The 12,675-nt window shown below is 68.7% G+C and carries 13 protein-coding genes; 6 read left to right on the forward strand and 7 right to left on the reverse strand.

The features are described from left to right. The first annotated feature begins 169 nt into the window (after nucleotides 1–169). Nucleotides 170–1,345: a ribonuclease D gene (rnd, locus tag AC2YHA_RS04970; protein WP_487400597.1), complete on the forward strand. Its 1,176-nt coding sequence runs from the start codon at nucleotides 170–172 to the stop codon at nucleotides 1,343–1,345. After that, nucleotides 1,342–1,626 (forward strand): I78 family peptidase inhibitor, encoded by a 285-nt coding sequence (locus tag AC2YHA_RS04975; RefSeq protein WP_487400598.1) that lies wholly within the window; start codon nucleotides 1,342–1,344, stop codon nucleotides 1,624–1,626. The genes rnd and AC2YHA_RS04975 overlap by 4 nt, the downstream gene beginning before the upstream one ends. 7 nt (nucleotides 1,627–1,633) lie before the next feature. Here the strand turns inward: AC2YHA_RS04975 and AC2YHA_RS04980 are convergent, their stop codons facing one another. Genes AC2YHA_RS04980 through AC2YHA_RS04995 form a run of 4 tightly spaced genes read right to left on the reverse strand, consistent with a single transcriptional unit; the run spans nucleotide 1,634 to nucleotide 7,261 of the window. Then, nucleotides 1,634–3,145 carry a Ppx/GppA phosphatase family protein gene (locus tag AC2YHA_RS04980; RefSeq protein WP_487400599.1) on the reverse strand — a complete coding sequence of 504 codons (1,512 nt, stop codon included), beginning with the start codon at nucleotides 3,143–3,145 and terminating at the stop codon, nucleotides 1,634–1,636. Further along, nucleotides 3,145–5,337: an RNA degradosome polyphosphate kinase gene (locus tag AC2YHA_RS04985; RefSeq protein WP_487400600.1), complete on the reverse strand. Its 2,193-nt coding sequence runs from the start codon at nucleotides 5,335–5,337 to the stop codon at nucleotides 3,145–3,147. Before AC2YHA_RS04985 ends, AC2YHA_RS04980 begins: the two co-directional genes overlap by 1 nt. Continuing rightward, nucleotides 5,334–5,978, reverse strand: a complete 645-nt coding sequence (locus AC2YHA_RS04990) for a P-loop NTPase family protein (RefSeq protein WP_233782401.1) — start codon at nucleotides 5,976–5,978, stop codon at nucleotides 5,334–5,336. The genes AC2YHA_RS04985 and AC2YHA_RS04990 overlap by 4 nt, the downstream gene beginning before the upstream one ends. Beyond that, a complete protein-coding gene (locus tag AC2YHA_RS04995) occupies nucleotides 5,975–7,261 on the reverse strand; it encodes a heavy-metal-associated domain-containing protein (RefSeq protein WP_487400601.1) in 1,287 nt (428 codons plus the stop codon). Before AC2YHA_RS04995 ends, AC2YHA_RS04990 begins: the two co-directional genes overlap by 4 nt. A gap of 62 nt (nucleotides 7,262–7,323) precedes the next feature. Here AC2YHA_RS04995 and purM point away from each other — a divergent pair, with 62 nt between their 5' ends. The 4 genes from purM to AC2YHA_RS05015 are packed head-to-tail and all read left to right on the forward strand — an operon-like array spanning nucleotide 7,324 to nucleotide 9,965. Next, nucleotides 7,324–8,409 (forward strand): phosphoribosylformylglycinamidine cyclo-ligase, encoded by a 1,086-nt coding sequence (gene purM / locus AC2YHA_RS05000; RefSeq protein ID WP_487400602.1) that lies wholly within the window; start codon nucleotides 7,324–7,326, stop codon nucleotides 8,407–8,409. Further along, complete coding sequence (gene purN / locus AC2YHA_RS05005; RefSeq protein ID WP_487400603.1) at nucleotides 8,402–8,962, forward strand: phosphoribosylglycinamide formyltransferase; 561 nt, start codon at nucleotides 8,402–8,404, stop codon at nucleotides 8,960–8,962. The genes purM and purN overlap by 8 nt, the downstream gene beginning before the upstream one ends. Beyond that, the gene (locus tag AC2YHA_RS05010; RefSeq protein WP_487400604.1) at nucleotides 8,959–9,336 is read left to right on the forward strand and encodes an MmcQ/YjbR family DNA-binding protein; all 378 of its coding nucleotides are present in this window, start codon (nucleotides 8,959–8,961) and stop codon (nucleotides 9,334–9,336) included. Before purN ends, AC2YHA_RS05010 begins: the two co-directional genes overlap by 4 nt. Beyond that, a complete protein-coding gene (locus tag AC2YHA_RS05015; protein WP_487400605.1) occupies nucleotides 9,333–9,965 on the forward strand; it encodes a hypothetical protein in 633 nt (210 codons plus the stop codon). The genes AC2YHA_RS05010 and AC2YHA_RS05015 overlap by 4 nt, the downstream gene beginning before the upstream one ends. Before the next feature lie 96 nt (nucleotides 9,966–10,061). On the opposite strand, the gene ndk is transcribed toward AC2YHA_RS05015, so the two are convergent. From ndk to AC2YHA_RS05030, 3 genes are all read right to left on the reverse strand, one after another. After that, a complete protein-coding gene (gene ndk / locus AC2YHA_RS05020; RefSeq protein ID WP_233782393.1) occupies nucleotides 10,062–10,484 on the reverse strand; it encodes a nucleoside-diphosphate kinase in 423 nt (140 codons plus the stop codon). Nucleotides 10,485–10,613: 129 nt separating this feature from the next. After that, on the reverse strand, nucleotides 10,614–11,054 hold the full coding sequence (locus AC2YHA_RS05025) for a DNA polymerase III subunit chi (protein ID WP_487400606.1): 441 nt from the start codon (nucleotides 11,052–11,054) through the stop codon (nucleotides 10,614–10,616). Beyond that, nucleotides 11,054–12,535 carry a leucyl aminopeptidase gene (locus AC2YHA_RS05030; protein WP_487400607.1) on the reverse strand — a complete coding sequence of 494 codons (1,482 nt, stop codon included), beginning with the start codon at nucleotides 12,533–12,535 and terminating at the stop codon, nucleotides 11,054–11,056. The genes AC2YHA_RS05025 and AC2YHA_RS05030 overlap by 1 nt, the downstream gene beginning before the upstream one ends. Nucleotides 12,536–12,675 lie beyond the last annotated feature (140 nt).

The following is a 12,675-nucleotide window of genomic DNA, read 5'->3' on the forward strand; positions in this document are numbered from 1 at the left end:
CTCTATCGTCATCCCGGCACAGGCCGGGATCTCCCAGTTGTTTGACGGCACCCTTGCGGCACGAGATCCCGGCTATCGCCGGGATGACGGACGGAGGGCGAAACAGGCGCCCGCGCTTTCCCGTCCCTCCCCTCTTTGTCAACCCGCGCGGAGGGTCTATGGGCCGGCGATGCACATTCACGGCCTGATTACCGACTCGGCTACCCTCGCCAATCTCTGCACCCGCCTCGCGCAAAAGCCGTTCATCACGGTCGACACCGAGTTCATGCGCGAGAACAGCTATTGGCCCGAACTCTGCCTCATCCAGATCGCCGACACCGAGGAAGCCGCCGCGATCGATCCCAAGGCGCCTGGCCTCGACCTCAAGCCCCTGCTCGACCTGCTGGTCGACAACGAGGATGTGCTCAAGGTCTTCCATGCCGGCGGACAGGACCTGGAGATCGTCTACAACCTCACCGGCAAAACCCCGCATCCGCTGTTCGACACCCAGATCGCGGCGATGGCGCTGGGGCAAGGCGAGCAGATCGGCTATTCGAACCTCGTCGACAGCTACCTCGGCATCACCATCGACAAGGGCGCCCGCTTCACCGACTGGAGCCGCCGCCCGCTCGACACGCGGCAGATCGACTATGCCATCGCCGATGTGACCCATCTCTCGCACATCTTCCCCAAGATGCTCGAGCGGCTGAAGAAGACCGGCCGCGGCGGCTGGCTGGACGAGGAGATGGAGCGGCTCGCCGACCCCGAGAACTACCGCAACGATCCCGACAAGGCCTGGCAGCGCGTCCGCATCTCCAGCCGCAAGGCCGAGGTGCTGGGACGGCTGAAGGCGATCGCGCGCTGGCGCGAGCTCGAGGCGCAGGGCAAGAATCTGCCCCGCGGCCGCATCGCCAAGGATGAGACGATCGCCGACCTCGCCTCCAACCCGCCGCGCAAGCAGGTCGATCTCGCCAAGGTGCGCGGCCTCTCCGGCTCCTGGGCGACCAACGACATCGGCGGCCGCCTGATGGACGCCATCGCCGCCGCTGAGCCGATGAGCGCCGCCGAGCTGCCGCCGCGCGACGAGCGCGGGCCGGCGCTGGGCAAGGAAGGCGCATTGGTCGCCGACCTCCTCAAGCTGCTGCTCAAGATCCGCGCGCGCGACATCAACGTCGCCGCCCGCCTGCTCGCCCGCACCGACGATCTCGAGGCGCTCGCGGCCGGCCAGCGTGACAAGCTCCCCATCCTCGAAGGATGGCGCTATGACCAGTTCGGGCATGATGCGCTCGATCTGGTCGAGGGCCGGCTCGGCTTCACCGTCCGAAACGGGAAGCTCAAGATGACGCGAACGGAGGAGGAGGCATGATGCGCAAGGTGGGAATGGTTGCGGTCGCGCTGCTGGCGTCGGGGTGCATGGAGCATATGCCGGGGCCGGTCCGCCCGCAGGAGTGCCGGGGCGGCGCGGTTCAGAACTTCGTCGGGCGACAGATGACTCCGCGGGTCCAGTCGCGGTTGCGCCAGCGCAGCGGCGCGGCGACGGTGCGCGTCGTGCGGCCGGGCCAGGCGGTGACGATGGACTTCCGCCAGGACCGGCTAACCGTCGACATCGATCAGCGGGGCGTGATCAGGTCGCTGCGCTGCGGCTGACCCGAGCCTATTCGACCACCAGCAGCTCGGGCCGGTCGAACGCCGCGGCGAGCGCCTTGTGTCGGCGCTCGACCGCTTCGCCGTAGACGCCACCGTCTCGCTCGCGGATGAGCAAGCGGACGGCGTCGTCCGACAGCGCCAGCCGGGTACGCTCCAGCGGCGCGGCGACGCCGCCCGACAGCCGCTGGCCGAGCCGCATCGCCAGGCCCCAACGCACCGCCAGCGCCAGCTCGTCGTGCGGCGCGAGGCGGCCGATCGGATCGGGCGATTCGGTGCCGCCGCCGAGGCAGGTGAACAGCGCTTGCGCCACCATCGCCCGCCCGCGCGCATCGATCGCCACCCAATTGCCGTGCAACGCGACCTCGACGCCGCGCTCCGCCCGGAACTCGGGGTTGGCGCGCCAACCGACGTCGGCGAGCAGGCAGGCCATGTGGCGCAGCCGGGCGAGCTCCGCATCCTCGTCCGCGAACAGCGGCGCGATCCAGGTGTCGAGCAGGTCGCCATGCTCCGCGAACCGGCCCAGCCGCCGTCCCTCGTCGCGTGCCGCGGCGATCAGCGGATCCTCGCGCCGTACCGATTGCGGCAGGCGCGCGAACAACAGGCCCTCACGTAGTCCGAACGCCGAAGCGACGGTGGTTGCAGAGCCGAGCTGGCGGAGCAGCGTCGCCAGCAACGCGGCGGCGTCGCCCAGCGTCGGTATGCGCGCGCTGGACAGATTGGTGATCGCCTTGAGCTTGCCCTTCTCGATGTGGCTCAAGGTGCGAGTGAGCCGGGCGATCTCCTCGACGGTCATCGTATAGCCGTGGATCACCGGCAGCGAATAGCCGGTCAAGTGCATGTCGAGTCGGGTCAGCGCCCGCCACGAACCGCCGACGAGGTAGAGCGGCAGGTCCTTGCCCCTGCCCTTCCACCCCGCTTCGCGCACCAGCTTCTCGACACGACGTTCCAGCGCGCCCTTACCCTTGGCGCGGATCGCCGACAGCCGCAGCACGCCGAGCGGGAAGGACACGCGATCGGTAATCGCCCCCGCCACCACGCGGACCAGCTCCAGGCTGCCGCCGCCAAGGTCGCCGACGATGCCGTCCGCATCGGGAAAGGCCGAGAGCACTCCCATGCCCGAGGCGAAGGCTTCCTCCTCCCCCGACAGCAATTCGACGGTGAGCCCAAGCGCCTCCGCCTCCTCGACCAGATCGGGGCCGTTGGAGGCATCGCGGACCGCAGCGGTCGCGACGGTGCGCAGCTCCGTCACCTCCATCTCGCGCGCCAGCCAGGCGAAGCGCTTGAGCGCGAGGCGGGCAGCGGCGAGTGCCTCCGCGTCGATGGTGCCGGTCTCCGACAGCGAGCGGCCGAGGCCCGCCATCACCTTCTCGTTGAACAGCACGGCCGGCAGCCGCTGCGGCCCCTCGTAGACGACGAGACGGATCGAGTTCGAACCGATGTCGATGATTCCAGTTCGCACGGCCCGGGATGCGACCGCCTCCCTCTCCGCGCGGCCGCGGCGGAACATCAGCGTCGCCATCAGGCGCCGGCCACCGGCTCCGGCGCGCGCTCGGGGTGCGTCCGGCGGCGGCGCAGCGACAATTTGGGTACGGCATCCGAATCGAGCGCCGCGCCGCGGCCCGAGAGCGACGGATTGGTCATGAAATAACGGTGGAGGTTAAACGGCCGGCTGTGGCCGTGATGGACGCGGACATAGCGGCCGTCGGGCTGGAGCTCCCAGCTCTGCTCGTTGTCGATCAGGTTGGCGACCATCACCTGGTCGAGGATCTGGTCGTGCACCGTCGGGTTGAGGATCGGCAGCATGAACTCGACCCGGCGGTCGAAGTTGCGCGGCATCCAGTCCGCCGAGGAAATGAACAGCTTCGCCCCATCGTTCGGCAGCGCCTTGCCGTTGCCAAACGCCCAGATGCGGCTGTGCTCGAGGAAACGGCCGATCACCGACTTGACGCGGATGTTCTCGGACATGCCTGGCACGCCCGGTTTCAGGCAGCAGATGCCGCGCACGACCAGATCGACCTCGACGCCGGCGTTGGAGGCTTCGTAGAGCTTCTCGATCACCGCCGGATCGACCACCGAGTTCATCTTGGCCCAGATCGCGGCGGGCTTGCCGGCATGAGCATTGGCGATCTCGCCGTCGATCAGCTCCACCAACCGGTTGCGCAGGTCGCGCGGCGAGTTGGCGAGCAGCTCGAGATGGGTCGGCTCGACATAGCCGGTGACGTAGTTGAAGATCGCCGCTGCATCACGTCCGATGCGAGCATCGGCGGTGAAGAAGCTGAGATCAGTATAAATTCTCGCGGTGATCGGATGATAGTTGCCGGTGCCGAAGTGGCAGTAGGTCCGGAAGCCCCCGCCTTCCCTCCGCACGACCATCGAGATCTTGGCGTGCGTCTTCCAATCGATGAAGCCGTAGACGACCTGCACGCCGGCTCGCTCCAGCGCCGAGGCCCAGAGCAGGTTCTGCTCCTCGTCGAAGCGCGCCTTCAGCTCGACCACGGCCGTTACCGACTTGCCCGCCTCGGCCGCCGCGATCAGCGCGTTGATGACGGCGGATTGCTTGCCGGCGCGGTAGAGCGTCTGCTTGATCGCGACCACGTCCGGGTCCGACGCCGCCTGGCGCAGGAAGGACAGCACCACGTCGAAGGTCTCGTACGGGTGGTGGACGACAATATCCTTGGCCTTGATCGCCGCGAAGCAGTCGCCGCCATATTCGCGGATACGCTCGGGGAAACGCGGGCTGAACGGCGGGAACTTGAGCTCTGGCCGGTCCTCGTCGACCAGCATCGCGAGATCGCCGATGCCCAGGAAGCCACCGGTTTCGGTCAGGATCGCGTCGCTGCCGCCGAGCTCGTCCTTGAGCACGCTTTCCAGCTCCGCGCTGACTCCCGTCTCCATCTCGAGCCGGATCACGCGGCCACGGCGGCGGCGCTTGATGGCGCTACGGAAGTAGAGGACGAGGTCCTCGGCTTCCTCCTCCAGCTCGATGTCGCTGTCGCGCAGGATGCGGAACGACGCGGCGCCCTTCACTTCATAGCCAGGAAAAAGCTGGTCGGAGAATCGCTTGAGCAGCGTTTCTACGGTGACGTAGCAAGCCCGATCTCCGGGGAGGCGCACGAAACGCGGTGTGCTGGCAGGCAGCAGCACCAGCTCGCGGATCGGTTCGCCGTCCGACAGGCGGACAAGGTCGAACACCACGCTCGACCCCTTGTTGGGGATGAACGGGAACGGGTGTGCCGGATCGAGCGCCTGCGGAGTCAGGATCGGGAACACCTGCTCGCGGAAATGCGCCTCCAGCCATTCGCCGGTCTTGCCGTCGATCTCCTCGGCATCGAGCACGTCGATGCCGGCCTCTTCGAGCTCGCGCTGTAGGTCACGCCACACCGCCTGCTGGCTGTCGACCAGCGCATCCGCCTCGGCAACGATCGCGGCGAGCTGCTGGCCAGGGGTGAGGCCGTCGGGCGAGCGCTGCTCGACGTTCTGGAGCTGCTGGCCCTTGAGGCCGGCGACGCGAACCATGAAGAACTCGTCGAGGTTCGAGCCCGAGATCGACAGGAAGCGCAGCCGCTCCAGCAGCGGATGTGCCGGATTGGTCGCCTCCTCGAGCACGCGGCGGTTGAAGGCGAGCCAGGACAGCTCGCGGTTGAAGTACCGGCTGCCGTCGCCGGCAAGACTGTCCTCGATCTCGTGAATGGTGGCGGCGGCGTGAGTCACAGAAGCTCCGTCGGCTGCGAGGCGGCCTTCTCTGGCACAAGTCCGGCCTCAGACAAGGCGGCACGTACCATCGGAATCGATAATTTTCGTGTCCGTCGATGATCGGCCGTTTCCTCGATGCGGTCGACAACGCGCAGGACGGCGAGGTGGCTGCGCTCGACGCGTCTCACCAGCCAGGCGATCAGGTCCGGCCGCGCGTCGAGCTCGCGGCGATCGAACAGATAACGGAGCAACTCCGGCATCAGATCATCGTCGGGCGGCCCGAGCCGCAGCACCGGACTGGCCGCGAGTCGCGACCTGAGATCGGGCAACCGCACCGCCCATTCGGGCGGCGCCGCGTCGGCGACGATCAGCAGCGGCCGGCGCTCGGCCTGGGCACGGTTCCAGGCGTGGAAGATCTCGGTCTCGCTAACCCGCTCGGCATCGTCGATCATCGTGCCGCCGGTCTTGGCGACGAACATGCGTGCGAGCAGGCTGCGGCCCGACTTGCGCGGGCCGACCAGCAGCGCCGCCATCACCGGCCAGGTACCCCAATGCTCGATCGCATGGACCGCGCGTGCGTTCGATTCGCTGACCAGAAACTCGTCCTCGCGGTTGACCGCGGGCTTGGGGAGCGGGAGGTCGAACTGGTCCGGCGTCATCCGCCGCGAGGACTTGAGGTTGCGGTAGGCGTCGGGGTGGGCGCAGGCGTGGAAGTCGGCGACGCGGGCGCCGCCGCGCCCCGGCGGATGCGCAGCGTCGCGCCCGATCCCTGCACGCTCCAGCCGCGGCTCTCGAGCGAGGTCCGGAGCACGGCGACGTCGCCGCTATAGGTCACGCGCATCACCGAGACACCGCCGAGCGCCAGGCTGATCGTCGTCGCGGAGCTGACGCCCGGCACGCTGCGGATCGCCGCTTCGCCGGAGGTGACGGAGGCGGCCGACGGCGTGTCGAACTGGATCGCGACCGCGGTGCCGCCACTGGCGTCGGTGGCGGACGCGACCGGCAGGTCCTCGATCGGCATCACCGGCTCGACGGTCGGCGTCGCTTCGGGCGTCGGCGGCGGCGCCAGCAGCGCGTCGGTGCGCAGCAACCCGCCCTGAAGGGCATCCTGATAGGCCCGGTCAAGCCGCGCCACGCCCTCATCGAGCAGCGCCGGCAGGCCATCGCTGTTCTCGACGCGCAGCGTGAAGCTGGTCAGCAGCTGCCGATCGGGCCCGTGATAGGCGAAGAACGCCGCTTGGATCGGCCCGTTCGGCCACAGGCGGTTGAGTCGGACCTCCGGCATCAGTACGTCATTGGCGCCGTACTGGTTGAGGATCGTCCGCCACCAGCCGCGCCCGCGCCGTTCGGTCTGGCCGACGTTGAGCAGCAGCGGATCGGCGCCGGTGCCGACCGGACGCACGTAATCGATCAGGCTGTTGCCGGTGCGATAGCGCGCCCAGGCCTGCTGCCACGGCGTTGCCCGTTCGAATACCTGGCCTGCCCCGCCCGACCACATCACCGGAATCACCAGCATCGGCGCCGACCGGGTGAACTGGGTCGCGACACCCAAAATCTCGCCGGCCCGCGCGCGGTTGAACAGCACGCCGAGCTTGGCGATGTAGCGGGTCGGGCCGATCTGTTCGTTCTCGATGACCACGCCGGTCACGATCGAATCGAGCGTGCCGTCGGCGAGCTGGCTCGGCCGGCCGGTCAGCCGCTGCGACAGCAGCGTCCAGCCTTTGCGCTGGGCGAGGCGCCAGCCGTTGATTCGCGCGGTGTCGGCGTCCTTGGCGGCGACGTCGACGCTGATGCCGCCGACTTCGAAATCTCCCGAGCTGTCGACCGGCGCTGCGCCCCGGTCTCCACCCTCGATCTGCGCATAAAGCGCTGCGCCGCCCGCCAGCAGCGCCATCGCAAGGATCAGTCCGGACGTGCGAAGGGAAGGGATACGCGCTGCCATGCGCCGCCCTTTTGGCGAAGCGGGCGTGGAAATCCAAGCGGCTTGTCGATAGGGCGCACGATATGACGAGCTATACCTATGCCGATGCCGGCGTTTCGATCGCCGCCGGAAACGCGCTGGTGCGGGCGATCGCCCCGCTGGCCAAGGCCACCCGCCGCCCCGGCGCCGACGCCGAGCTGGGCGGATTCGGCGGCGTATTCGATCCGAAGGCAGCCGGCTTCAAGGATCCGCTGCTGGTCGCCGCCAACGATGGAGTCGGCACCAAGCTCAAGCTCGCGATCGAACATGACGCACACGACGGCGTCGGCATCGACCTCGTGGCGATGTGCGCCAACGACCTGATCGTGCAGGGTGCCGAGCCGCTGTTCTTCCTGGATTACTATGCCAGCGGAAAGCTCGAAGCCGCGGTTGCCGAGCGGGTGATCGCCGGGATCGCCGAGGGCTGCCGCCAGGCCGGCTGCGCACTGATCGGCGGTGAAACGGCGGAGATGCCGGGCATGTACGCCGACGGCGACTATGACCTCGCCGGCTTCTGCGTCGGCGCGGTCGAGCGCGACGCGCTGCTGACCGGCGACAAGGTCGTGGCCGGTGACGTGATCCTCGGCCTCGCCTCCTCGGGCGTCCATTCCAACGGCTTCTCGCTGGTACGCCGGCTTGCCGCGGACAAGGGGTGGAAGCTCGACCGCCCTGCCCTGTTCGACCACGACGTCCGCCTGATCGACGCGCTGATGGCACCCACGCGCATCTACGTCGCCAGCCTGCTCCCTCTCCTGCGGGAAAAGCGCATCCACGGCCTCGCCCACATCACCGGCGGCGGCCTGCTCGAGAACATCCCGCGCGTGCTCCCCGCCGGCTGCCATGCTCGCATCAACGCCGATGCCTGGGAGCAGCCCCGGCTGATGGCCTTCCTCCAGGCGCAGGGCGCGATCGAGCCCGAGGAGATGGCGCGGACCTTCAACTGCGGCATCGGCATGGCGGTGGTGGTGGCGCCGACCGAGGCCGATTCGATCCGGGTAGCGCTCGAAGCCGCCGGCGAAACGGTCTTTCCCATCGGTGCGGTCGAGGCGGGCGAGCGCGGCTCCACCGTCCGCGGCTCCGCCGGCACCTGGAGCGCCCGCGCCGATTGGTCCGCGACTCACCATGGCTAGACGCAAGGTCGGCGTCCTCATCTCCGGGCGCGGATCGAACATGCAGGCGCTGGCCGAGGCGTCCCGCGATCCCGCCTGCCCCTATGAGATCGTGCTGGTCGCGTCCGACAAGGCGGACGCGCCGGGCCTCGCCTGGGCGCACGCGCAGGGCATCGCCACGTTCGCCGCCCCAAAGGGCAAGGCCGAGCGCGAAGCCGCGATCGATGCCGCACTCCGGTCCGCCGGCGTCGAAGCGATCGCGCTCGCCGGCTACATGCGCCTGTTGTCGGATGATTTCGTCGCACGCTGGCGCGGCCGGATCGTCAACATCCACCCCTCGCTGCTCCCGCTCTACAAGGGCCTCGACACCCATGCCCGCGCGATCGCCGCCGGGGACGCGGAGGCCGGCTGCTCGGTCCACATCGTCACCGAGGAACTCGACGCCGGCGAGGTGCTGGGTCAGGCGCGCGTGCCGATCCTGCCGGACGACACGCCCGAATCGCTTGCACAGCGCGTGCTGAAGGAGGAGCATCGGCTCTATCCCAAGGTGCTGGCCGAGTTCGTGATGCGATGAGCCCCGACTATCCCGCCGACCTGGAGCGCCTCCGCGCGATCGCGCTGGCGCTGCCCGAGACCGCCGAGCGGCTGTCGCACGGCTCGCCCGGCTTCCACATCGTCGGCGGCAAGTTCTTCGCCTACATCTGGCACAATCACCACAACGACGGCGAGACCGCGGTGATGGTCAAGACCACCGGCCGCGACGAGCAGGCGATGCTGATCGGGGCCGATCCCGATTTCTACTATGCCCCGCCCTATCTCGGCCCCTCGGGCTGGGTGGCGATGCGGGTCGGGCGGCCCGACACCGACTGGGACCGGATCGGCGACCGCGTCGCGATCAGCTGGGAGCTGGTGGCCCCGCGCCGGCTGCTGGAGGCGGGCGGACGATGAGCGAGACCAAGACCGCAGCCGAGAAGGCCGAGGACCGCGCGATCCGCCGCCGCTGGATCACGATCGGCGAGGGCGTGGCGGTCGCCGGCGTGCTGATCGCCGCCGGATCGCTGTATCTGAGCTGGTCCGAGAAGCGCGAGACCACCGCGGAACGCCAGGCGGAAAAGGCGGAAGAGGCGCGCAAAGCCACCACCGTCACCTTCGTCGGCAAGCCGGAGGGCGACGACCTGACGCTCGCCGATCCCGCGCATCCGGGCGTCGCCAGCATCGACGTGAGCTTCCCGCGCGCGCTGGGCGTGCCGGTGCAGACCGCGGTGCTGGAGCCGCGGATCGAGGCCGGATGGGTCCGCAAGCCGCTGCTGGATACGACCGACGGTGGTCCCGATCGGGTGCAGGGGCGCCTGCCGGTGCTGATCGCGACCACGGTGAGCGGAGATAACGGTCAGAGCGTCGACCGGGCGATCTATGACGTCGTGTTCGAGACCGAAGGGCGGACCTTCAGCGGCCGCGGCCTCAAGCTGAAGGGCGTGCTGCTGCGCCAGCATGTCGCGGCCGGCGACGCCACCGCCCGCCTCGATCAGCTCTGGGCGATCGAGGCGAGACGATTGGCAGGGCTCAGGAAAAACTAGCCGTCATCCCGGCGAAAGCGGGATCTCAGGCGAAGGCGCGATACGGCACGAAATCCCGGCTTTCGCCGGGATGACGACTCGCTGGCTGACGACAGATCAGCCGACGATCTCTTCCGGCTTGAAGAAGAACGCGATCTCGATCGCCGCATTCTCGTCCGAATCCGAACCATGGACCGAGTTCGCCTCGATCGACTCGGCAAGCTCCTTGCGGATCGTGCCGGGCTCGGCGTTCGCCGGGTTGGTCGCGCCCATGATGTCGCGGTTGCGCTGCACGGCGTTCTCGCCCTCGAGCACCTGCACCACCACCGGGCCGGAGGTCATGAAGGCGACGAGATCGTTGAAGAACGGCCGCTCCTTGTGGACCGCGTAGAAGCCCTCGGCCTGTTCCTTCGTCAGGCGGAGACGCTTGGACGCGACGACGCGCAGACCCGCCTCCTCCAGCATCTTGGTGACCGCGCCGGTCAGGTTGCGGCGGGTGGCATCGGGCTTGATGATCGAGAACGTCCGGGTCGCGGCCATGGCCGTGCGGCTCCTGTTGTCTGGTGATGGTGGAAAACTGGCGTCGCCCTAGTCTCGGTGTGAGGCGAATGCAACGGGTGGCCTTGAGCTAAGCCCCTCCCTGAAGGGTACGGGCTTGATGTCGCCGCCTCACGCCGCCTGCTGCCAGCGGCCATTCTCGTCCTGCTTCCAATAGCGCCGCTCGACCCCCTCGCGGTCAGCAAGCGCCTTCCACGCCAGCCGCGCCGCCGTTAGGCTGTCGGCATCGAAGAAATGGAAGGCGCGGTCGAAGCTGAGCGCCTCCTCGCGCCACACCCCGTCCGCCAGCGCGACGTTGCGCGCGCCGTTGCCCGCTTCCGTGGAGGCGGCGATCAGGATCGGCTGCGCATTGTCATCCCCGCTACCGGCCTGAGCATGAGGCAGGAAGCTTTCGGGCGAATAGGTCCACAACAGCCGATCGAGGCCCGCCCGCTGCGCCTCGCCGTCTGCCACGATCAGCAACCGCCCACCGCCCTCCACCACTCGCTCGGCGATGCGCGGGAGCACCCGCTCCAGCGGCGCGGCGGTCAGATGGTAGAAATCGACCTGCATCAGCCCTCGAAATTGTCACGCACGAACCGGTCGAGCAGCCGGACGCCGAACCCGGTCGCGCCCTTGTCGAAGGTGGTGCCGGCCTTGTCCGCCCACACCATGCCGGCGATGTCGAGATGCGCCCATTTGACGCCATCGTCGACGAAGCGCTGGATGAACTGCGCCGCGGTGATTGAGCCGGCGCCGCGCGGGCCGACGTTCTTCATGTCGGCGATCGGGCTGTCGATCAGCTTGTTGTACGCCTCGCCCAGCGGGAAGCGCCACAACAGGTCGCCGCTCGCCTTGCCTGCGGCAAACAGCTGGTCGGCCAGCGCATCGTCATTGGCGAACAGTCCGGCATGCTCGTTGCCCAGGCTGATGATCATTGCGCCGGTCAGCGTGGCGAGGTCGACGATCGTCTTGGGCTTGTGCACCTTCTGCACCCAGGTGATCACGTCGCACAGCACCAGCCGCCCCTCGGCGTCGGTGTTGATCACCTCGATCGTCTGGCCCGACATCGAGGTGACGACGTCGCCCGGACGCTGGGCATTGCCGTCGGGCATGTTCTCGACCAGGCCGCACACGCCGATGACGTTGGCCTTGGCCTTGCGCAGCGCCAGCGCCTTCATCGTACCGACGACGGCGCCCGCGCCGCCCATGTCCCACTTCATGTCCTCCATGCCGGCGCCAGGCTTCAGCGAGATACCGCCGGTGTCGAAGGTCACGCCCTTGCCAACCAGCGCCAGCGCCGGATCGCCCGCGCCGGCGCCGCTCCACTTGAGCGCCAGCACCCGCGCCTCACGCACCGAGCCCTGGCTCACGCCGAGCAGCGCCCCCATGCCAAGCTCGATCATCTCGGCCTCGCCGAGTACGCTGATCTCCAGCCCCAGCCCCTCGATCGAGGCGAGCACGCGGGCGACGAAGCTTTCCGGATAGACGATGTTGGCCGGCTCGGTGACCAGCGCGCGGGTCAGGGCGAGGCCCTCGGTCACCGCATCCTGCGCGGTCCAGGCGGCATCGATGCCGTCGGGTGCGTGGACCAGCGCCACTTCGGTCAGCGTCGGACGCTGCTTGTCGGAAAGTTTGGTGCGATAGACGTCGTGACGCCACCCACGCTGCGCCGCCGCCGCCGCGAAACGAGCCGCGGCCTTGGCGCTCGGCGCCGATTCGAGGCTGGCGAAATCGACCGCGACCCGAGTGACGCCGCCGACCAGGAACCGCGCGGTGAGCGCGCCGCCCGCCTTCTCCCAGTCGGGCTCGTTGCCGGCGCCGATGCCGATCAGGGCGACACGGCGGACGCCGCCGCCGGTGTCGGGCACGAAGAACTCGCCGATCGCTCCCGCCTCGCCGTCGAAGCGCGCCGCGCCCGCCGCTTCGGTCACTAACCGGCGGGCTGCCTCGTCGAGCATGTCGAGCTTCGCCTGCCCCAGCCCGTCCTTGGCGACCGGCAGCGCCAGTACCGAAACGTCGACGGGCAGCGAATTGAGCAGGCGAATCTTCATTTGAGGTCCCATTGAGCAGCTGGAGCCATATACGGCGGGGAAAGCTTGTGCTCTCTTAGGCCGATGCGCCAAGAGGGCAAGCCGGACCGACGTTGCGATGGCCCACGGCCTGCGATAGGGCCGGCCGCCGGCCGTTTGCC

Source organism: Sphingomonas sp. SRI_018, assembly GCF_057586275.1.

Coding starts and splice junctions, on each gene's coding strand:
- AC2YHA_RS04995 (WP_487400601.1), bottom strand. CDS start 7,261: ATGGCAGCGCGTATCCCTTCCCTTCGCACGTCCGGACTGATCCTTGCG.
- rnd (WP_487400597.1), top strand. CDS start 170: ATGCACATTCACGGCCTGATTACCGACTCGGCTACCCTCGCCAATCTC.
- AC2YHA_RS04975 (WP_487400598.1), top strand. CDS start 1,342: ATGATGCGCAAGGTGGGAATGGTTGCGGTCGCGCTGCTGGCGTCGGGG.
- ndk (WP_233782393.1), bottom strand. CDS start 10,484: ATGGCCGCGACCCGGACGTTCTCGATCATCAAGCCCGATGCCACCCGC.
- AC2YHA_RS05010 (WP_487400604.1), top strand. CDS start 8,959: ATGAGCCCCGACTATCCCGCCGACCTGGAGCGCCTCCGCGCGATCGCG.
- AC2YHA_RS05030 (WP_487400607.1), bottom strand. CDS start 12,535: ATGAAGATTCGCCTGCTCAATTCGCTGCCCGTCGACGTTTCGGTACTG.
- AC2YHA_RS04980 (WP_487400599.1), bottom strand. CDS start 3,145: ATGGCGACGCTGATGTTCCGCCGCGGCCGCGCGGAGAGGGAGGCGGTC.
- purN (WP_487400603.1), top strand. CDS start 8,402: ATGGCTAGACGCAAGGTCGGCGTCCTCATCTCCGGGCGCGGATCGAAC.
- purM (WP_487400602.1), top strand. CDS start 7,324: ATGACGAGCTATACCTATGCCGATGCCGGCGTTTCGATCGCCGCCGGA.
- AC2YHA_RS05015 (WP_487400605.1), top strand. CDS start 9,333: ATGAGCGAGACCAAGACCGCAGCCGAGAAGGCCGAGGACCGCGCGATC.
- AC2YHA_RS05025 (WP_487400606.1), bottom strand. CDS start 11,054: ATGCAGGTCGATTTCTACCATCTGACCGCCGCGCCGCTGGAGCGGGTG.
- AC2YHA_RS04990 (WP_233782401.1), bottom strand. CDS start 5,978: ATGACGCCGGACCAGTTCGACCTCCCGCTCCCCAAGCCCGCGGTCAAC.